This is a genomic window from Antarcticibacterium flavum (assembly GCF_006159205.1).
Classification (GTDB): Bacteria; Bacteroidota; Bacteroidia; order Flavobacteriales; family Flavobacteriaceae; genus Gillisia; species Gillisia flava.
This window is the reverse complement of the sequence record NZ_CP040812.1, coordinates 2,528,553-2,549,070: the sequence shown is the minus strand read 5'-3', so window position 1 is coordinate 2,549,070 and position 20,518 is coordinate 2,528,553. Positions and strand designations below refer to the sequence as shown.

Annotated in this window: 21 protein-coding genes; 13 read left to right on the top strand and 8 right to left on the bottom strand. The window is 41.4% G+C overall.

All coding sequences use genetic code 11. From position 1 onward, the window contains the following. The first annotated feature begins 55 nt into the window (after positions 1-55). From FHG64_RS10885 to FHG64_RS10865, 5 genes are all read left to right on the top strand, one after another. Positions 56-964: a pseudouridine synthase gene (locus FHG64_RS10885; RefSeq protein WP_139066431.1), complete on the top strand. Its 909-nt coding sequence runs from the start codon at positions 56-58 to the stop codon at positions 962-964. 325 nt (positions 965-1,289) lie between these two features. Next, positions 1,290-2,693, top strand: coding sequence for an arginine decarboxylase (locus FHG64_RS10880; protein WP_139066430.1), 1,404 nt, complete (start codon positions 1,290-1,292; stop codon positions 2,691-2,693). 70 nt (positions 2,694-2,763) lie between these two features. Beyond that, on the top strand, positions 2,764-3,642 hold the full coding sequence (gene speB, locus FHG64_RS10875; RefSeq protein WP_139066429.1) for an agmatinase: 879 nt from the start codon (positions 2,764-2,766) through the stop codon (positions 3,640-3,642). Next, the gene (locus FHG64_RS10870) at positions 3,635-4,606 is read left to right on the top strand and encodes a deoxyhypusine synthase family protein (protein ID WP_139066428.1); all 972 of its coding nucleotides are present in this window, start codon (positions 3,635-3,637) and stop codon (positions 4,604-4,606) included. Before speB ends, FHG64_RS10870 begins: the two co-directional genes overlap by 8 nt. 101 nt (positions 4,607-4,707) lie before the next feature. Further along, positions 4,708-5,337, top strand: coding sequence for a lipid-A-disaccharide synthase N-terminal domain-containing protein (locus FHG64_RS10865; RefSeq protein ID WP_139066427.1), 630 nt, complete (start codon positions 4,708-4,710; stop codon positions 5,335-5,337). Positions 5,338-5,342: 5 nt separating this feature from the next. Here FHG64_RS10865 and FHG64_RS10860 read toward each other — a convergent pair whose 3' ends face one another. From FHG64_RS10860 to leuS, 5 genes are all read right to left on the bottom strand, one after another. Continuing rightward, a complete protein-coding gene (locus FHG64_RS10860) occupies positions 5,343-6,731 on the bottom strand; it encodes a mannosyltransferase (protein WP_139066426.1) in 1,389 nt (462 codons plus the stop codon). A 20-nt stretch (positions 6,732-6,751) separates the two neighbouring features. Next, entirely contained in the window at positions 6,752-8,548 is a 1,797-nt protein-coding gene (locus tag FHG64_RS10855; RefSeq protein ID WP_246054074.1) for a MutS-related protein, read from the bottom strand. After that, positions 8,529-8,897: an MmcQ/YjbR family DNA-binding protein gene (locus tag FHG64_RS10850; RefSeq protein ID WP_139066425.1), complete on the bottom strand. Its 369-nt coding sequence runs from the start codon at positions 8,895-8,897 to the stop codon at positions 8,529-8,531. The genes FHG64_RS10855 and FHG64_RS10850 overlap by 20 nt, the downstream gene beginning before the upstream one ends. Before the next feature lie 88 nt (positions 8,898-8,985). Next, a complete protein-coding gene (locus tag FHG64_RS10845; RefSeq protein ID WP_139066424.1) occupies positions 8,986-9,600 on the bottom strand; it encodes a DUF4230 domain-containing protein in 615 nt (204 codons plus the stop codon). 71 nt (positions 9,601-9,671) lie between these two features. After that, positions 9,672-12,488, bottom strand: coding sequence for a leucine--tRNA ligase (gene leuS / locus FHG64_RS10840; RefSeq protein WP_139066423.1), 2,817 nt, complete (start codon positions 12,486-12,488; stop codon positions 9,672-9,674). Between the two features lie 179 nt (positions 12,489-12,667). Here leuS and FHG64_RS10835 point away from each other — a divergent pair, with 179 nt between their 5' ends. The 7 genes from FHG64_RS10835 to FHG64_RS10805 all read left to right on the top strand — a co-directional run bounded on the left by FHG64_RS10835 (position 12,668) and on the right by FHG64_RS10805 (position 17,235). Continuing rightward, positions 12,668-13,546: a cell division protein FtsX gene (locus FHG64_RS10835; RefSeq protein ID WP_139066422.1), complete on the top strand. Its 879-nt coding sequence runs from the start codon at positions 12,668-12,670 to the stop codon at positions 13,544-13,546. Between the two features lie 279 nt (positions 13,547-13,825). Next, positions 13,826-13,927 (top strand): GxxExxY protein, encoded by a 102-nt coding sequence (locus FHG64_RS19990; RefSeq protein WP_394344220.1) that lies wholly within the window; start codon positions 13,826-13,828, stop codon positions 13,925-13,927. 193 nt (positions 13,928-14,120) lie between these two features. Beyond that, complete coding sequence (locus tag FHG64_RS10825; protein WP_139066421.1) at positions 14,121-14,378, top strand: DUF3098 domain-containing protein; 258 nt, start codon at positions 14,121-14,123, stop codon at positions 14,376-14,378. Between the two features lie 6 nt (positions 14,379-14,384). Further along, a complete protein-coding gene (locus FHG64_RS10820; protein ID WP_139066420.1) occupies positions 14,385-15,182 on the top strand; it encodes an undecaprenyl-diphosphate phosphatase in 798 nt (265 codons plus the stop codon). Beyond that, positions 15,169-15,870: a tRNA pseudouridine(55) synthase TruB gene (gene truB, locus FHG64_RS10815; protein ID WP_139066419.1), complete on the top strand. Its 702-nt coding sequence runs from the start codon at positions 15,169-15,171 to the stop codon at positions 15,868-15,870. Before FHG64_RS10820 ends, truB begins: the two co-directional genes overlap by 14 nt. A gap of 36 nt (positions 15,871-15,906) precedes the next feature. Continuing rightward, positions 15,907-16,626 carry a TonB family protein gene (locus tag FHG64_RS10810; protein ID WP_139066418.1) on the top strand — a complete coding sequence of 240 codons (720 nt, stop codon included), beginning with the start codon at positions 15,907-15,909 and terminating at the stop codon, positions 16,624-16,626. Between the two features lie 3 nt (positions 16,627-16,629). Further along, positions 16,630-17,235 (top strand): DNA-3-methyladenine glycosylase I, encoded by a 606-nt coding sequence (locus FHG64_RS10805; RefSeq protein ID WP_139066417.1) that lies wholly within the window; start codon positions 16,630-16,632, stop codon positions 17,233-17,235. Between the two features lie 7 nt (positions 17,236-17,242). On the opposite strand, the gene aat is transcribed toward FHG64_RS10805, so the two are convergent. From aat to FHG64_RS10790, 3 genes are all read right to left on the bottom strand, one after another. Continuing rightward, on the bottom strand, positions 17,243-17,881 hold the full coding sequence (gene aat / locus FHG64_RS10800) for a leucyl/phenylalanyl-tRNA--protein transferase (RefSeq protein ID WP_139066416.1): 639 nt from the start codon (positions 17,879-17,881) through the stop codon (positions 17,243-17,245). Between the two features lie 115 nt (positions 17,882-17,996). Next, positions 17,997-18,368 (bottom strand): DUF3127 domain-containing protein, encoded by a 372-nt coding sequence (locus FHG64_RS10795; protein WP_139066415.1) that lies wholly within the window; start codon positions 18,366-18,368, stop codon positions 17,997-17,999. A gap of 1 nt (position 18,369) precedes the next feature. Further along, the gene (locus FHG64_RS10790; RefSeq protein ID WP_139066414.1) at positions 18,370-19,248 is read right to left on the bottom strand and encodes a flavin reductase family protein; all 879 of its coding nucleotides are present in this window, start codon (positions 19,246-19,248) and stop codon (positions 18,370-18,372) included. Positions 19,249-19,356: 108 nt separating this feature from the next. Here FHG64_RS10790 and FHG64_RS10785 point away from each other — a divergent pair, with 108 nt between their 5' ends. Continuing rightward, the gene (locus FHG64_RS10785) at positions 19,357-20,517 is read left to right on the top strand and encodes a sensor histidine kinase (protein WP_139066413.1); all 1,161 of its coding nucleotides are present in this window, start codon (positions 19,357-19,359) and stop codon (positions 20,515-20,517) included. The last annotated feature ends 1 nt before the right edge of the window (position 20,518 follow it).

The following is a 20,518-nucleotide window of genomic DNA, read 5'->3' as shown; positions in this document are numbered from 1 at the left end:
TTTTCTTAAATTCACAGAGTTACTTTAAACCAGTATCTTTGCAAAAAATATAGTTATGAGCAGGAATGACAAATCTTCAGGTAAAACGTATGGCGGCAGGCAGGGTGGCGGCGAAAGAAAGCCAAAAGGCGGTCCTCGTGGAGATTCTCCTGGAAATCAAAATACAGCACCGCGTTCCGGATCCTCAAAAAAATCCATGGCCAGGGGCAATGCTCCCGTTGGACCAACAGGCTCCAAACCGGCTGCCAAAAAGGATGACGGGATGAGGTTAAATAAATATGTAGCTAACTCTGGCGTGTGTTCGAGAAGGGATGCCGATATCTATATTGCAGCAGGAAATGTTACCGTAAATGGTAAACCCGTTACAGAAATGGGCTATAAGGTAAAGCCCGGGGATGAAGTGAAATTTGACGGACAAAAACTGAATCCAGAAAAACCCGAATATATCCTTCTTAATAAACCTCGTGGTTTCTTTACTACAGGAAGCACAGAGAAAGGATCTAAAACTGTGATGGACCTTATTTCCAAAGCTACTAAAGCAAAAGTTGTACCTGTAGGAAAACTGGACAGGCAGGCCAGTGGTTTACTTCTATTTACCAATGATGGCACGCTTGAAAAGCAACTTGGAAAACCAAAGAATGGAATAAGACAAATCTATCACGTAGAGCTTACAAAACCCGTGGCCCAGGATGATCTTGATAAAATAAGCGCAGGTATTACCCTTGAAGACGGGAAGGTCAAAGTGCAGGAAGTAAGTTATGTAGATGGCCGCCCAAAAAATGAAATTGGACTGGAGATCAATAGTGTAAAACCTCATGTGGTACAGCGAATGTTCAAGAGCCTGGGTTACGAAGTGGAAAAACTGGACCGGGTGGTATTTGGTGGCCTTACTAAAAAGGACCTGCCACGCGGCAACTGGCGAGTTCTAACAAAACAGGAGGTAATCAACATCAAAATGTTATAGACACATTTCCTTTTTTGAGGATGTGGTATAAAATTTTATTTACTTTTGTACCTTACTAAAAATTTTAGCCGGTAAGTAGGAATAATGAACCGGTTATATTTTTTTGCTATAAAATACTGAATTATAAACGGTTGATAAAACTGATTTTATTCTCTAATACTCCGGCTGGTGCAGCTTCGGGAAGTTCTCTGACCTTCGCGACTTTAGCCCCCGCATTTTTTTGTTACCCATCCATTTTTATCTTAACAATAATTTACCAGTCATTTTTTTTGACCCTATAAATTAATCCCTAATTTTTCACTCCAAATACATATAACCCAAAGAATTGAATACTAAATACAGCGATCTAATCGACCAGACATATTATTTTCCCCAGGAAGAGTTCACACTGGAAAATAACGAATTAAAATTCCACGATATTGACCTAATGGAACTGGTGGAAAAATATGGTGCCCCACTCAAGTTCACCTATCTTCCCAAAATCTCTGATAATATTCACAGAGCTAAGACATGGTTCCATAATGCAATAAAGAAGCATAATTACAAGGGTAGTTACAATTATTGTTATTGTACCAAAAGCTCTCATTTTGAACATGTTCTTAATGAGGCCCTTAAAAATGACATTCATATCGAAACATCTGCGGCTTTCGATATAAATATTGTGGAAAAGCTGAAAGCTTCGGGAAAAATTTCAGATGACACTTATGTTATCTGCAATGGTTTCAAGCGCGACCAGTATATTACGAACATTGCAAATCTCCTTAACAGCGGCCATAAGAACTGCATTCCAATTATTGATAACTACGAGGAGATCGATCTGCTTTCAGAAGAGATCAATGGGAAATATCAAATAGGAATTCGCATAGCTTCTGAGGAGGAACCAAAATTTGAATTCTATACTTCAAGGCTGGGAATTGGATACAAGAATATTGTGCCTTTTTACAACAAGAAAATAAAAGAGAATGAGCAGGTTAATTTAAAGATGCTGCATTTCTTCATAAATACCGGGATAAGGGACACGGCCTATTACTGGAATGAACTTAATAAGTGCTTACAAGTTTATATCGATCTTAAAAAAGTATCTCCCACCCTGGACAGCCTTAATATTGGCGGTGGTTTCCCAATAAAGAATTCCCTTCATTTTGAGTACGATTACCAGTATATGGTAGAGGAGATCATTAACCAGATAAAATTGACCTGTGAAGATGCCGGCGTAGAGGTTCCACATATATTTACAGAATTTGGTTCTTTCACGGTAGGTGAAAGCGGGGGTGCCATTTATGAGATACTCTATCAAAAACAACAGAACGACAGGGAAAAATGGAATATGATCAACTCTTCTTTCATTACTACCCTGCCAGATACCTGGGCAATAAGCAAGAAATTTGTCATGCTGGCCATTAACCGCTGGAATGACGAGTATGAAAGGGTGCTTTTAGGAGGCCTTACGTGTGATAGTGATGATTATTATAACTCAGAGCAACACACAAATGCTATCTATCTTCCAAAATACAGGCGGGACAGGCCATTATACATTGGATTCTTTAATACCGGGGCTTACCAGGAAACCATTGGAGGTTTTGGAGGCTTACAACACTGCCTTATTCCGCAGCCAAAGCACATTTTAATTGACAGGGATGAGGATGGGAATTTAAGGACAGAGCTCTTTAGTGAACAACAAACATCAGATGATCTCCTGAACATCCTGGGATATGGAAAAAACAAATAGTTTCAAAAAAATATTATAACTTTAAAATTATTACTAACTTTTTCTAATTTAAAAACAATAAAAACTAGCAATGAGCAAAAAGAATTACGCGGGGATACCAGATAAGTATGCACGTATAGACGAAGCAAAAGTGGTATTGATTCCGGTTCCTTATGATGGGACCAGTTCCTGGCAAAAAGGTGCAGACAAGGGTCCGGATGCTTTCCTTGAAGCTTCAGAAAACATGGAGCTTTTTGACATTGAAACCCGCTCTGAGGTTTACAAAAAGGGTATTTACCTGGCACCTGCTGTTACTGAAAATTCTTCTCCTGAGAAAATGGTCGAGGCCGTCCACAAGACTACCAAAAACTACATTAAGCAAGAGAAATTCGTTACTATTTTTGGCGGGGAGCATTCGATTTCTATTGGTACAATTCGTGCCTTTGCAGAATCCTTTGAAGACCTTACCGTAGTTCAAATAGATGCTCATGCAGATTTGCGCCCGGAGTATGAAGGCTCAAAATGCAATCATGCCTGTGCCGTTCACGAAGCCAGCAAAAAGACAAACCTCATCCAGGTAGGAATACGTTCCATGGATATATCTGAAATGGATCATATGGACGAGAACCAGGTATATTTCGCACACGACCTGTATGAAGATTGGATGGAGGATGCAATTGGGCAAATGACACCAAACGTGTTTATCACCATAGACCTGGATGCTTTTGATCCTTCAATTATGCCATCAACAGGAACACCCGAGCCGGGAGGACTTTTCTGGTATGAAACACTGGAATTCCTGAAATTAATGTTTAAAAAGAAGAACGTGGTAGGCTTTGATATAGTGGAACTATGTCCAAATGAGAATGAGAGATCATCAGATTTCCTTGCCGCGAAATTATATTATAAAATGTTGAGCTATAAGTTCAAATATTTAAACCACAACCCAGACGAAGACGAAGATGAGTAAAGGAGCAATTTCCCAATTTTTAGAAAAATATTATTTACACTTTAATTCTGCCGCCCTTGTAGATGCTGCCAAAGGTTATGAGAAGCAGCTGCAGGACGGTTCCAAAATGATGATTACCCTTGCCGGGGCTATGAGTACTGCAGAGCTTGGAAAAATCTTTGCCGAAGTTATACGCAAGGATAAAGTTCAAATCATCTCCTGCACAGGTGCAAACCTGGAGGAGGATGTGATGAACCTTGTCGCGCACTCGCATTACGAAAGATTGCCACATTACCGCGACCTTACCGCACAGGACGAGTGGGACCTTTTGGAAAGAGGTCTTAACAGGGTAACAGATACCGCTATCCCGGAAGAAGAAGCTTTCAGGAGGATACAGCAACATATTGTAAAGATCTGGAAAGATGCAGAGGCTGCAGGAGAACGTTATTTCCCGCATGAATTCATGTATAAGTTATTACTTTCAGGAGCTTTGGAAGAGTATTATGAAATAGACATCAAAGATTCCTGGATGTATGCCGCGGCAGAGAAGAACCTGCCAATGGTTGTTCCCGGGTGGGAAGACAGTACGATGGGAAACATCTTTGCTTCTTATGTCCTGAAAGGAGAATTGAAAGCAAGTACTATGAAAAGCGGGATTGAGTATATGACCTTCCTTGCAGACTGGTATACAGAAAATTCTGAGAACGGAATTGGTTTCTTCCAGATTGGTGGAGGTATCGCAGGGGATTTCCCTATTTGTGTGGTGCCTATGCTATACCAGGATATGGAGAGAACAGATACTCCTTTCTGGAGTTATTTTTGCCAGATATCAGATTCCACTACCAGCTACGGGTCATATTCCGGAGCGGTACCTAATGAAAAGATCACCTGGGGGAAACTTGATAAGGACACTCCAAAATTTGTAATAGAGAGTGATGCCACCATTGTGGCACCATTGATATTTGCATATCTCCTGGATATGTAAAAAATATTAAAAAAAAGGGCCGGAAATCATTCGGCCCTTTTTTTATTTAACGATCTTGCACCTCCTTTAAAAAGGCTCAAAAAAAGCCAATTTTATGTTCAATGAGTAATTGGATTATCTTCAGTATAGGCTTTTTAGCCCAATTCTTTTTCGGCGCCAGGTTGATCATTCAATGGTTCAAGTCTGAAAGATCAAAGCAGGTAGAAACCCCTTCCATCTTCTGGAAGCTTAGCTTAATAGCATCGATCTTAATGTTTATGTATGGATATTTAAGACAGGATCTCGCCATCATGCTTGGGCAGGTATTCATCTATGTGGTATACATTAGGAACTTACAACTACAGGACCAATGGACCGGATCAAACAGGTTAATGAAATTTATATACGTAGGAGTGCCGTTAATTATAGCCGCATATCTCATATTTATTTCCAATTTACGTCTTGATTATTTAATTAGCAGGGATAATATTGCGCCCTGGCTGGTTGGTTTTGGAATCCTGGGACAGATAGTGTTCAACGCCAGGTTCTTTTATCAATGGATCTATTCTGAAAGACAGAAGGAATCATCACTGCCTATGGGATTCTGGGTCATTAGTCTTATGGGAGCTTCCCTCATCCTTGCCTACGGAATTTTAAGGCATGACCCTGTACTTATCGCTTCTCACTGTTTTGGAGCTTTTGTTTACTTCAGAAATATCAATTTGCTGAAGAAATCCTTTGCTGAAGCTTAGATCTTCTACACCTCTGCAGGTGATCTCTCAGTATTTCGATGTTCCCTCCATTCTTTAAAAAGCTCATATCCAAAGACCCCTATTACTGCAAGATATTCCACCGCAATAAGCCAATAACTTTCTTCATAAGCAGGATTGGAATAAGCATAATAACTTAGAATTACCAAAAATGACCACAGCAAGGCAAATTTGTACCGGGTAAAAACTGAAAGCAGTAAGGGAGTGAGAACATACCAGGGATGTACGGTAGTGGCAAGCAGGAAGTAAGCTATTACCGCCAATAACATCGTTGAAATAAGCTGCTGAAGGGATCGGTTTCTCCTGAAAAAGCTAAGAACCAAAAGCAGAAGTATAAAAACTAAGGGAAGCACCTTCCCGGCCGTAGCGATAATATTATATCCCTTCACCTGGAACCCAATCCACCTTACCACATAATAAATGCTGGCATTGAATTCAAATTTTTGAAACCAAAGCCCAATGCTGGCTGCGAAGTTTGAAACTGTATCCATTGACAAAAAAGGAAGGAAACCTACAACGATCACAAGGGCTACTACAGAGTAGTAAAGCAACATTTTACCTAAACCCAAAGCTTTTTCTGAAGGGTTCAGTTTCTTCCGGAAAAAATTAAAAAGCAGCGGCAGAAATATTAGCGGAAGCAGCTTTAGCAATACAGAGAGCGCCAGCAGCACCCCACTAAGTATCCATCTATTCTTTAGCAGAAAATAGAGCGAAGCCAGTAAAAAGAATAACATCACCCCTTCAAAATGCAGGTTTCCGGTAAGCTCTATGATCACCAACGGATTCAATACAAACCAAAATATCTGATACGCCGGGAGTTTAAAATGTTCCAGTAGTTTCTTTCCGAAGTAAAGAATACCAACATCTGCAGCAATGATCACCAGCCGCATTATTATAACCGATCCCAAAATACTTTTACCTGCAAAAATTCCGGCCAGGGCAAAGATGAGCTGATTGAGGGGAGGGTAATTCGTGTAATGACTTCCGTTAAGCTCGCCCATTCCCGTATAAAGCTCGCTTGCCTGCTCCACCGGTCCTGTTCCTGTTGCAACAAGATCTTCCGGCAGGTATAAATAAGGATTCCATCCTGCAACCAACATCCTGCCATCCCAGATGAACCTGTAAAAGTCCTGGGAAAGGTTTGGTAGGGACACTATAAAAATAAGCCTGAAGAGTAAGGCAGCAGTGGCCAGGAACCAAAAATCTGTCTTTTTAAGCTGCACCAGTTTCCAGCTTAGAAAAAACAAACCTGCATACAATGTCACCAGCTTTATGAAATCCTCCCTTACAAGATCATATGCAAAGGAAGAATATAGAAGGACACCTGTAAATAGTAGTAACAGCGGCATTTTATTGAATTGAAGAAATCTTCCCATACATGCACTCCGGTTAATTTCTAATCTACAATCTGCATCTTTTTAAGCAGGAAGGAAGCATTCATATTTTGACAGATCCCGGTTTTAAATCGGTAGTCAAAATGAAGTTCATCGTTGATGATCTCTGCATCAAAATAATAGTTCTTTACCTGTGGCAGTTCATTTGAAACCTCACAGAGACTAAGATCGTGCGTGGCTATGATCCCGGTAGATTTGGAGTTCACCAGTTTCTGAATAAATTTACGGGAACCAATCGCCTTGTCTGTACTATTGGTCCCTTTCAGGATCTCATCAAGGATAATGAAATATTTGTCAGTCTTTATCTCGCCGACGATATATTGCAGTCGCTTAAGTTCAGAAAAGAAATAGGATTCATCATCGCTAAGGGAATCTGTAGTCCGCATGCTGGTAATAAGCTTGATGGGATTATATTCGCAGCTTTCTGCACATACAGGAAGCCCCAGATTTGCCATTACAATTTGCAGAGAAACAGTGCGCAGGAAGGTGCTTTTCCCGGCCATGTTCGCTCCGGTAATAATAAAGAAATTCTCAATTTCAATCGCAAAATCATTCGCCACTCTTTTTTCCGGATCAAGAAGGGGATGGGCAAGTGCAGTGGCTTTAATGGTAAATTTTCCATCTCCAATTCCTGGAACCGTATACTCCTGATGATTAAAAGCAAAATTCCCAAGGCTGTTATAAGCATCAAAGAATTCAATGATCTCAAACCAGTTCTCAACGTGATGCTTATTCTTTACGAGCCACTTTTCAAGTTTGTAGGATTGGCGAAGATCCCAGAGCATAAATCCGTTGAGGAGCACCCCCATCAGGAAATTATTGCGCTGCTCCAGGGAATCTATGGCGCGGGAGAATTTCTTTGAGACCTTTGAAGCTTTCCTATGCCCGGAAATTATAGGCTCTGTCTTTTCCTTTAATATTTGTGAGGAGAATTTTGTCTTTTCTATAAGCCCAAGGAGCTGGTGGTATTGATGAAAAGTGTCCTGGACCTTATTCACACTGCCGGAGAGCAAATTCACCTTTTTAAAATAAATACCGGTGATCATTAAACCTGCAAGGAACCAAAGGAACAGCTGCAATCCGGTAATATATTCCAGAACATATGCTGCTATGGCAATACCAGAAATAACCGAAAAAACAGCCGGCAGCCATTTGGCGAATGCCGGCACAAAAGTCTTATAATTCCTGAACCAATCCAGTACCTGATAAGAAGGAGTTTCAGTTTTGACCAGTTTTGCAAGCGCGGTATATTCCTGCCGCCATTTCACCATGCCCGCCAGTTCTTTGATCGCATCCTGCTTCGCAGGAATGTTGTCTATAGAATTTTCTTTCAGTAACCCGGCCAGTCTTCGGGTTCCCTCTTTAAGGGCCGTCCTGTTCATATACTGGAAAAACGAACCCTGGCCAAAGAGGTCAATATCCTGCGAATAAGCGTGCAGGGGATCATCGAATTCCTTTCCGGTAGGCAGTTCCTGAAAATCTCGCTTTAGCACTCTCAACTCAAGCTCATTGAGACTCACGAGTTCCTTAACTTTATCTCTTTTGTATTTTAGATCTGTATGCCGGGAAACAAGGAAAAGAAACATTCCAATTCCAACTATAGCAATAAGCCCCGAGATCCTGGGAGTATCAAAGAAGTAATAGACTCCGTATGCTGCCAGTAAAAAAACAAAAAGCCTTAAAAGGCTGGAAATATTAAGTTGCCGGTTGGCCTGGGCAAGATGTTTTTCCTGCTCGTTTATTTCTTCTTTATAAAAATCTACAGCTTTCATGCTTGGTTTAAGATTGTTCCAGATCATTGAGTTGAGCCTGAACTTTTTTAGGCAGTCCCTGCACTACCAGCTCATAAGAATGATCAATGAGCCCGAAGATAAGGGAATTTGGAAGATTCCCTTCAGGAAGTACCGTATTCCAGTGTTTTTTATTCATATGGTAGCCGGGCAGGATATGTTCGGGATATTCCGCCCTCAGGTCCGGTACACGTTCAGGATCACATTTTAGGTTTATGCGCAAGGGCACCTCATCAAGGCCTGCAGTGGCAAACATCTTCCCCATCACCTTGAAAACAAGAGTATCCGGCCCAAAAGGAAGTTCTTCTGTAACCCCTTTTTTTTTCAGGCAATAATTTCTGATGGTTTCAATGTCCATTTACTATTCAGGTTTTAGAAAATCACATTTGCTGTGGCTCCAGGTTTTTGACGCCTATGCTCTTAAAAAAAGTACTGCGGTACTGCTGCTAGTGTAATTTTGCCCGGTCTTCCTTAACATCTGCGGTAAGAGCGGTATAATCGAGTTTCCAGCCTATGGTTTCTACGATCTTCTCGATAAGTAGAATAGTTGAAAGTGCCTCGCTTCTGGCTTTTTCTATAAGTCCGCTCTGGGGGATCTTATCTACAATGTGTTTTTTTGCGTCACGATTGATATCTGTAAGATCTGATGTAGTGAAAGGATTTGCCCAGCCTTCACGTTTATCATAATACTTAAAATCTGTTTCCACAGTTAAAAGCTCCGGTTGGGGGAAGTTGGTAAGGATGATCTTTTTGGCTTCATTGTCACTTTCCATCCTAATTTTACTGAGATCAAAACCAATATGAGCTTTGGCATTGATTAGTACAATGGCCTTTTTCTTGCCAAGTAGGAGGCTCATATATTTTTCCTTGAGGTTCTCGTAATGATATATTTCAGAAAAATCCCCCTCAACGGTAATGAACTTACAAACGCTCCTAATCTTATCCATTAAGATCACAGATTGCTCATCTGCCCGCTCTTTGCTTCGGTATTTATTGAACCTCGCGAAAATGAAATACGCGAGTATAGCGCCTGCGGCAAGTCCTATAAAAAGATACTCCATATATCAAATATAATCAAATTGCACCGGTTGCAGCACCTGCAGTCGTTTCAAATTCTTTCTTCAACACAAAATTAGCCTACTATATTCACGATCTTCCCGGGAACCACGATCACCTTTTTAGGCGTCCTGCCTTCCAGTTGTTTTTGCGTCTTCTCGTTCTCCATTACGGCTTTTTCAATATCCTCACGGCTCATATCCAAAGGCAATTCCAGGGTAAAACGCATCTTTCCGTTAAAGCTTACGGGGTATTCCTTGGTGCTCTCCACCAGGTATTTTTCCTCGTAAACCGGATATTCTGCAGTAGAAATTGATTCTGAATGTCCCAGTCTCTCCCATAACTCCTCTGCAATATGAGGCGCATAAGGTGCAAGTAGAACTGCTAATGGTTCCAGCACTTCCCGCTGATTGCATTTTTGAGCGGTAAGCTCATTTACACAGATCATAAAAGTTGAAACCGCAGTATTAAAACTGAAGGCCTCGATATCCTCAGTCACCTTTTTTATGGTCTTATGAAGGGTTTTGAGGGAATCGGCCGATGCTTTTTCATTTGATACACTGATCTCCTCTCCGTCGTGATAAAGTTTCCACAGCTTTTTAAGGAAGCTGTTCACGCCGGTAATTCCGGCGGTGTTCCAGGGCTTTGCCTGTTCTAGTGGCCCGAGAAACATCTCGTACATCCTCAGCGTATCTGCCCCGTATTGTTTACATATCTCATCGGGGTTTACCACATTGTACTTGGATTTGGACATTTTTTCGACTTCACGTCCAACTATGTACTTCCCGTTATTCTCCGTGATGATTTTAGCATCCTTGAATTCCGGGCGCCATTCTTTAAAAGCTTCAATATCCAACTCATCTGATGCATTTACAAAAGAAACATCGGCATGAATAGCCTGTACCTTTTGATCCCCGATCAAATTTTTGGAAATCAGGGTATTTTCACCCTCGAGCCTGTACACAAAGGCGCTGGTTCCAAGGATCATTCCCTGATTGATAAGCTTCTTAAATGGCTCATCAACAGTAACCAATCCGCGGTCAAAAAGAAATTTTGTCCAGAATCTTGAGTACAATAAATGGCCGGTGGCGTGCTCACTTCCTCCTATATATAAATCCACATTCTCCCAGTATTCCTGCGCTTCCTTTGACACGAATTCTGCATCATTCTGAGGATCCATATATCTAAACCAGTACCAGGAACTTCCTGCCCAGCCCGGCATAGTATTAAGTTCAAGCGGGTACACTCCCTCATGCCCTTCTTCCGGAGTTGAAACTACTTTGTTTTCTTTCGTGCTCCAGTACCAGTCTTTTGCACGGCCCAGTGGCGGTTCCCCTTCTTCAGTTGGAAGATATTTCTCAACATCCGGCAGTCTAAGCGGCAAATGCTCCTTTTCGATCATTTGCGGCAGGCCGTTCACGTAGTAAACCGGAAATGGCTCTCCCCAGTATCGCTGCCGTGAAAATACCGCATCCCGCAATCTGTAGTTAGTCTTTCCTTTACCCTGGCCTATTCTCTCAAGTTCTTCGATCACCTTTTTCAGGGCATCCTTATACTCAAGGTCATTTAGAAAATCGGAAGCTGTAATTACTGTACCTTCTTTTCCGGCAAAAGCCTCTTCAGAGATATCTATATCCTTGAAAATATTCTTTATTGGAATATCGAAATGTTTTGCAAAATCATAATCCCGCTGATCGCCACAAGGAACTGCCATCACCGCACCTGTCCCATAACCCGCCAGCACATAATCCCCTATCCAGATGGGCACAGGTTCTTTTGTAAATGGATGTTCGGCATAAGCCCCTGTAAATACTCCTGTGATGGTCTTTACATCTGCCATACGTTCGCGCTCACTTCGCTTTGCACTAGCCTGCACATAAGCCTCTACTTCCTCCCGCTGCTCATCTGTGGTAATTTTTTTTACAAGATCGTGTTCAGGCGCAAGGGTCATAAAGGTCACTCCGAAAATTGTATCGGGGCGGGTAGTAAACACACCTATTTGGAATTTAGAATTTAGGATTTGAAAATTTACGTGGGCTCCTACAGATTTCCCAATCCAGTTACGCTGACTTTCTTTCAAGCTCTCGCTCCAGTCAATTTTATCCAGTCCTGCACGAAGACGCTCTGCATATGCAGAGATACGCATACTCCATTGGGTCATTTTTTTACGCACCACGGGATACCCGCCACGCTCTGAAACTCCGTTGATGATCTCATCATTTGCCAGGACGGTTCCCAACTGGGGGCACCAGTTTACTTCGGTTTCGGCGAGGTAGGTAAGTCTGTACTGCAATAATATTCTTTGTTGTTCTTCAGAAGAAAAAGAATTCCATTCATCAGCAGTGAAAGAAGATACATCATCGTCACAGGCTGCCTTCACTTGGGTATTTCCTTCCGAAGAAAATATCTCGATAAGTTCATTTATATCGCGGGCTTTATCTGCTTCCTCATCATACCAGGAGTTGAACAACTGGATGAAGATCCATTGCGTCCATTTGTAATAAGAAGGTTCACTCGTGCGCACCTCGCGGCTCCAGTCGAAAGAAAAACCTATCTGGTCCAGTTGCTCCCGGTACCGCTTGATGTTCTCATCTGTAGTGATGGCCGGATGCTGACCGGTTTGGATCGCATACTGCTCTGCCGGCAGACCAAAACTGTCATAGCCCTGTGGATGCAGCACATTAAAACCCTTATGCCGTTTATAACGGGCGTAGATATCACTGGCTATATATCCCAGCGGATGCCCAACGTGAAGTCCCGCACCGGAAGGATAAGGGAACATATCCAGAACGTAAAATTTCTCTTTTTCAGAATCATTGGAAGCTTTAAAAGTTTGATTTTGGGCCCAGTACTTTTGCCACTTCTCCTCTATCTTGTTAAAATGGTAACTCATTTTATTTTTTATTTCTTGATGCTGATGGTTTTCAGCTAATTTTCCTTCTTCTAACCCGCTGATTTGGGGGATGTGGGCGCAAAAATACGTTTAATGTACGAAAGTGAAAAGTTTGAACGTTTTAAAGAAAGGGATTGTATAACTTTCTTATTTTTACAAAAAAAATCTCCACCCGCTCTATGAGTACATCTTTTGAAAGGTATCAAAAACGTAGATTGATCTCTTCTTATTTTTCTGTAGTTATAAGTATATCTCTCGTATTGTTCTTACTGGGTTTGCTGGGACTTTTAGTACTGAACACCAAGAAGGTGGCAGATCATTTTAAGGAACAAATAGCCCTCACCGTTTACCTGAAAGATACCGCAAAGGAAGTGGAAATAGAACAGCTGAAGAAAAGCCTGGCTATGGCTGAATATACTAAAACCAGCACCTATATTTCCAAAGAAGATGCAGCTGAAGAGCACAGCAAGGAAATTGGAGAAGATTTTATGGAATTCCTGGGATACAATCCGCTGCAAAATTCCATAGATGTTTACATGAAGGCAGACTATGTTTCCCCGGAACAAATAGATGAAATTGCTGAAGACCTTACCGCAAAGAATTTTGTAGACGAAGTGGTATACGACAAACCCCTTATCGCCCTGCTTAATGACAACGTGAAAAAAATAAGCTTCTGGATCCTGGTGGTAAGCGGGATCTTCACTTTTATAGCTGTGCTATTAATAAACAGTTCCATTCGCCTTGCCGTATATTCCAAAAGATTTATCATCAAGACCATGCAAATGGTGGGTGCTACCAAGAATTTTATTAGAAGCCCGTTTATCTGGCAAAGTGTAAAGCTGGGAATTATAGGCGCAGTTCTGGCCTTAATAGGGATGGGAATAGTGCTTTACTACCTAAACAGTACCTTTCCGGAACTGGAATTATTGAAAGACCTTAGTTTACTTTCAGCATTGTTCATCGGTATCTTTTTAATGGGAATTTTGATCACCTGGCTTAGTACTTTCTTTGCTACTTCCAGATTTTTGAATCTTAAGACAGATGAGCTTTATTATTAAGGGTTTTTTAGCCACTAATGCACGAATGTTTTTTGGAAAGGTTCTCCTGGAGAATTAAAAAACGAACTAAATTGGTTATAAATTAAAATAAACATCTTGTTTTTTAATTTATTAGCCACTAATGCACGAATGTTTTTCTAGTAGCTTCTTCTGAAGGTTGGTGCACAAAACGGAAAATTTATTGCAAATGAGTAATCTACTGTATAAGGAAGAAAGTTACAATATACTGGGAGTCCTGTTTGAGGTTCATAATAATTCACCCACACCCACGATGCTCATATAGCTCAGTGTATTAATTATCTAAAAATTTCAGGAAAGAAACTAGCCATCCTGGTCAATTTCGAGGCAGATAAATTGATCCACCAAAGAATCATTTTATGAGGCCTCAGGCCGAATAAGATAAAAAAACATTCGTGCATTCCTGGCTAACTTTTTTTTTCAGTAAGGATTAAATTCAAAAATCACGAGAAGAATCCAAAAGAAGTTCAGACATTTAACAGCGAAAAAAAATTGAATCACTAATTTTGCACCTGAGTCAAACTAAAACCCGGAAGTTGTGCCTAAAAACAGAGAAATGAACAAACAGAAAAAACCATTACACAGGCAGGATCTAAATTTTGTATTTGGGAAGAAAAATTATGTCGTGATGTTCATTGGGCTGGCTGTGATAGCGCTTGGTTTTATTCTTATGGCAGGCGGGGGAAGTGATGACCCCAATGTCTTTAATGAAGAGATCTACAATTTTAGAAGGATTCGATTGGCTCCCACTCTTGTTCTTATAGGCTTTGCTATTGAGGCTTACGCGATTTTATTAAACCCCAACAAAAAGTAATCATCCTTGAGCGAATTTGATGCTATCATCCTTGGAATCATCCAGGGATTAACTGAATTTTTACCTGTTTCTTCCAGCGGACACCTGGAACTTGGAAAAGCCATTCTTGGTGATACCAGTGTCCCCAGTGAATCTTTACTTTTCACAGTTGTGGTCCATTTTGCTACAGCATTAAGTACAGTTGTAGTTTTTAGAAAAGATGTTGCTGATATTTTTAAAGGATTGTTTCAGTTTAAATGGAATGAGGAAACCATCTTTTCTCTTAAGATCATTATTTCAATGATCCCTGCGGCGATTATTGGGGTGATGTTCAGCGAAGAAATGGAAATACTTTTTAGCGGGAATATATTGCTGGTTGGTTTTATGCTCATCATCACTGCGTTGTTATTGTACCTGGCAGACAGGGCTAAAAGCACCGGCAAGCCGGTAAGCTACAGGAATGCTTTTATAATAGGGGTTTCACAAGCATTAGCCCTACTTCCCGGGATCTCCCGTAGTGGGGCAACTATTTCCACTTCTGTACTTTTAGGAAATGATAAGAACAAAGCAGCAAGATTTTCATTTCTTATGGTAGTGCCGCTTATTCTTGGAAAGATAGCGAAGGATCTTTTGAGTGGAGAGTTGGCAGGCAGTAGTACAGATAGCTCTATTCTCATCCTGGGATTCCTGGCAGCCTTTATTTCAGGTATTGCTGCCTGCACCTGGATGATAAGTATAGTGCGTAGGAGCAAACTCACCTGGTTCGCGATATACTGTTTTATAGTTGGAATTATTGCAATAGGATTTGGATATGCGGGATACTAAATACACAGCTGAAGATTTCATGGAAGGACAGGTATTGCTTTTTGACAAACCCCTTGGCTGGACCTCCTTCCAGGTGGTCAATAAAGTGCGGTGGCTTATAAGGAAAAGCTGCAAAATTAAAAAGATAAAAGTTGGTCATGCCGGAACCCTGGATCCTCTTGCCAGCGGACTTCTAATTATCTGTACCGGGAAATTCACAAAGAAAATTGATGAATACCAAGGACAGGAAAAGGAATATACCGGCACATTTACTATGGGTGCCACCACCCCGTCCTATGATCTGGAGACTGAAATAGATAAGACCTTTCCAATCGATCATATCTCCCAATATGATATAGATGTTGCAACAGCAGAGTTCATTGGGGAAATTGAACAAATCCCTCCTGTATTTTCGGCATTGAAAAAAGATGGAAAACGCCTTTACGAATATGCCCGAAGCGGCGAGGAGGTGGAGGTAAAGGCCAGAAAAGTGGAAATTACAGATTTTGAGATCACAGCGAACCGAATGCCTGAACTTGATTTTAGGGTCGTATGCAGTAAAGGTACATACATACGCAGCCTGGCCAATGATTTTGGACTCGCTTTAGGAACAGGGGCTCATCTCTCTGCACTTCGCCGTACAAAAATAGGCACGTTTCATGTTGATGATGCTATGGACATACCAACATTTGAAAACTTTCTACCTTAGGCAGGAATAAAAGCCAATTTTGGTAGTTTTACATCTATGGACTTCTTTGACCGCCATAAAGCCCTTATCATAACCCTGTTAATATTTGGAATATTAATATTGGGGTTGTATAATTTTAATCTTTCCAACAGTAATAAAAAAGCACGGGAGTTCCTAGTAGACCTCGATAATTACCGGCTGGAAGAGCAGGTAGAAAAGGAACCTGAGACTGAAGAAGTAGAACAGCAACCTCAAACCCGGCCCTCCAGGCAAACCCATAGGGCTTTTAATGAAGAGCAGGAAGCCAGGAACGAGAATTTTGACAGGCAGCTCAATGAGATCCTGGAACGAAATAGCGCAAACAGGGAAGAGGCTTCAGAAAACGAAAACAAATCATCTACCGGAGATTATAACATAGCCAATACTCCCAGGGAGAAGCCACAACAACGATCTGACGGGAATAACACCAGTGATCAAACTTCTACTCAAAGCAGTGGGATAGACAACAGCTCCATCAGTTTCTCCTTGCTGGGTAGAACCGCATTACATATCCCCAATCCTGTTTATACCTGTGACCGTGCTGGGAAAGTAGTAGTTAATATCACAGTAAATGCACAGGGAAGGGTAACTTCCACCTCCCTGAACAAAGGAAGTTCTACATCTTCCAATGAATGTTTAACAGAGAATGCCCTGCAGTACGCGGCAGGGGCTGTTTTTAGTCAGTTACCGGGGAGAAATTCACAGCCGGGAACAATAACTTATTATTTTCAACCCTAAATTATGGAAAAGAAAAAACGTTGCGGCTGGTGTGAGGGCGACGATCTTTACGAGCTATACCACGATAGAGAATGGGGTGTACCTGTATACGATGATGAAAACATCTTCGAATTTCTTGTTCTGGAAACATTTCAGGCGGGGTTAAGCTGGATCACGATCCTAAGGAAACGGGAAAACTTCCGTAGGGCTTTTGATGATTTTGATTACAGGAAAATTGCCGGATATTCCGAAGATAAAATACAGGAACTGCTTGGAGACGCAGGAATTATACGAAATAAGTTAAAGGTGAGGGCAACCGTTTCCAACGCCGCAGCTTTTATGAAGGTGCAGGAGGAGTTCGGTAGTTTTAGCAAATACATCTGGGGGTTCGTTAACCATGAACCTAAGCAAAACCAAGTGGTGAATTATAAAGAAGCACCACCAACAACTCCTACCAGTGATAGGTTGAGCAAGGATCTAAAAAAACGCGGATTTAAATTTGTAGGCTCAACCGTGATCTACGCGCATATGCAGGCTACAGGAATGGTGAATGACCACGAAATAAGCTGTTTTAGATACGATGAAGTGCAATCTTTACAGGGTATTAAACCCGGAAAGGGTAATAGGTAAGATTTGGTTATTCCAGAAAGTGCAAAAATTCCTTTCTTGAAATTTCTTCGGCCCCAAGGCTTTCCAGATGGGCAGTGTAAACCTGGCAATCAATGAGCCTCACCCCATCTTCCCTCAACTTGCGCACAAGGCTTATAAAACCGTATTTGGAGGCATTGCTTTTCCTTGCAAACATACTTTCACCACAAAATATTTTCTTCTCCTTAAGATAAATTCCATACAGTCCTCCCACGAGTTCGCCATCCTGCCATACCTCGACAGAATGGGCAATATTCAGCTTGCTCAGGGTAACGAAGGCTTCCTGAAGTTCCGGGGTGATCCAGGTTCCCTGCTGCCCTTCCCTTTTAATTTGTGCACAGTTTCTTATCACTGCTTCAAAATCCTCATTAAAAGTGACGTTGAAAGCTTCTTTTTTAAATAACTGCTTCATGCTTTTCGAAACCTTCAAATTATCAGGAAATAGGACCATGCGAGGATCGGGGCTCCACCATATCACAGGCTGGGAAGGGTCATACCAGGGAAAGATCCCCTTACAATAGGCATCCAACAGTCTCTTTGGTGCCAGCCCGCCACCAACTGCAAGCAAGCCATCACTGTTGGCTGCCTCCACAGGCGGGAAATCCTCATGTTCCTTCAAAAACAACATTGGGTTAGATTTTAAGTTTAATTTACATCAAACCTTATAAAAATAAAAGCTTAGAACCGCAACGCAGTACTAAGCTTTTACTAAATTTTTTCCTGGATCTAAACAGGAGAATTCCCTAGAAAGGAAGATCGTCGTAATCCTCATCATTAAGATCCTGTGCAGGCTCAAATTGATCTGCCGGTGGTGGAACGTTTCCTCCCGGTGCACCCTGCTGCAGGTTCTCGATTCTCCATCCCTGGATTGAATTAAAGTATTTTGTTTCACCCTGTGGATTTACCCACTCACGGCCTCTTAAATTCACTCCTATCTTTACAGGCTGCCCTACCTGAAAATTGTTCAAAAGGTCTGTCTTATCCTGCACAAATTCCACCATAATATGTTGTGGGTATTGCTCCTCTGTAGTCACCACTACTTCTCTCTTCCTGAAACCGTTACTTCCAAAGGTTTGGGTTTCTCCAATCATTTTGATCTTTCCTTGTACTTCCATTTTAAAATTGTTTTGCTAATAATAATTTCCAGGCTTTTGCCGGTTCGTTGTTCTCAAGATATTTTTGAGCAGCCAGATGTAATTTTTCTGTATCTCCTGTTTGTAACAGGCTTGCTGCATTCTCTTCTTCTTTTAAAAATACTGAAATTTCTTCTTCTGTGGGCAGTGCTTCCACATTTCCTAATTTCCCATAATCATTCCCCGTGAGTATGGTACTCTCCCGAATTTCCCTTGGAATACTATCCACCCCTATACCCAGGGTAGATAAAGGTTTTGGAACCTCAAACATTCCCATATTGGCACGCGAATACCAGTTTCCTCCCATACGGGCCACCTGGTCTATCTTATGTTGATCTATACCTCCCGTTTCATCCAGGATTGATTCAAGAAAATGCATTTTCACGACCTCGCATATTACAAGATTCCCCGCACCGCCTTCTTCTCCCAGCTCGATTACCTCATTAATTTTGCATTCAAACTGTGCCGGAGATTCTGCTACGCGAAAAGGCTTAACCTTATCTGATTTCAGCATTGTAAATCCTGCTTTCTCAAATTCATTCACCCCTGCATCATACTCTGTACTTGACAGTGACATTTGCTGCACCATATCAAAATTGACAATATTGATCACCACTTCCCGGGTTGCCTTTGCATTGAGATAAGTGTGTTTCACTGTATTATCCCTTCCCCTTCTCGCAGGTGAAAATACCAGAATTGGAGGATTTGCACTAAAAACGTTAAAGAAACTGAAAGGGGAGAGGTTTGGTCGACCCTGCTCATCTAATGTACTGGCAAAGGCTATTGGGCGTGGCCCAACAGCTCCAAGGAGATATTGATGGGTTTTTCCCGTGCTAATTTCTTTTGGATCAATGGAAAGCATTCAGCGATTTTTGACAAAGGTAACGAATAGCCGTAGTATGGAAAAACCTCATAGCAACAATAATATTAACAGAAAGTGGTTATCTTTAATCTACATTAAAACTGTTGCATGAATTTTACTGACGAACGAAACCTGGCACGTTGGTTCATAATAATTTCCTCCCTCTTCATTGTCGCACTCATCCTGTGGAATACTTCGATATTTTTTGAAAGACTTAAGGAAGATGAACGGGATAAAATGGAAATTTGGGCGAGCGCCCAGGCCTTCCTGGCCGAAACAGATAATGAATCTGAAATTGCGCTTACCCTGCAGGTTTTAAACAGTAATACCACCATCCCCACCATTTGGGTAGATGAGAAAGGGGAGATCATTGACGGGCTAAATCTTCCTGAAGGTGTAAACAGGAACGAGGATGAGCTAAAAAACTACCTCAACAGGCTGGAAAAAGAAAATGAGCCTATTGAAATGTATCTTGGGCAGGACCAGGTACACAGGATCTACTACGGCGACTCGCCGCTACTAACCAAGATCAAATATTATCCAATAGGTTTGTTACTCATCATTTTCCTATTCATAGGAGTGGTATATTTTTTCTATACCACCACCAAATCCAGTGAACAAAATAAGCTTTGGGCCGGGATGGCAAAGGAAACTGCCCATCAAATAGGAACTCCCCTTTCCTCATTGATTGGCTGGACAGAGATTCTTAAAACCGAAAATGTAGACCAGAGCTACATAACAGAAATGGAAAAGGACGTGGACAGGCTGCGCACAATTACAGAGAGGTTTTCCAAAATAGGATCTTCTCCTTTGCTTTCTAAGACAGAACTCGTGCAGGCTACCAGGGAGAGTTTTGAATACCTAAAATTACGTAGCTCAGATCTTATTGAATTTAAACTTACCACTCCATACACTCCTATTTACGTTAGCCTTAATGAATCCCTTTATAGCTGGACGATAGAAAACCTGGTGAAGAATGCCGTTGACGCGATGAGAGGAAAAGGTAAATTGTCCATAGAGATCAAGCAGGATAATACGTGGGTGTATGTTTATATTAAAGATACCGGAAAAGGAATTCCCAAAAGTAAATACAGGACTGTATTCGAACCGGGATACACCTCCAAAAAAAGGGGATGGGGTCTTGGTTTATCGCTGGCCAAAAGGATAATAGAACAATATCATAAAGGCCGGATCCAGGTACAGCACAGCGAACTTAATAAAGGTACTACCTTCCAGATCGCCCTTAGAAAATTACCTCCTGAATCATAAA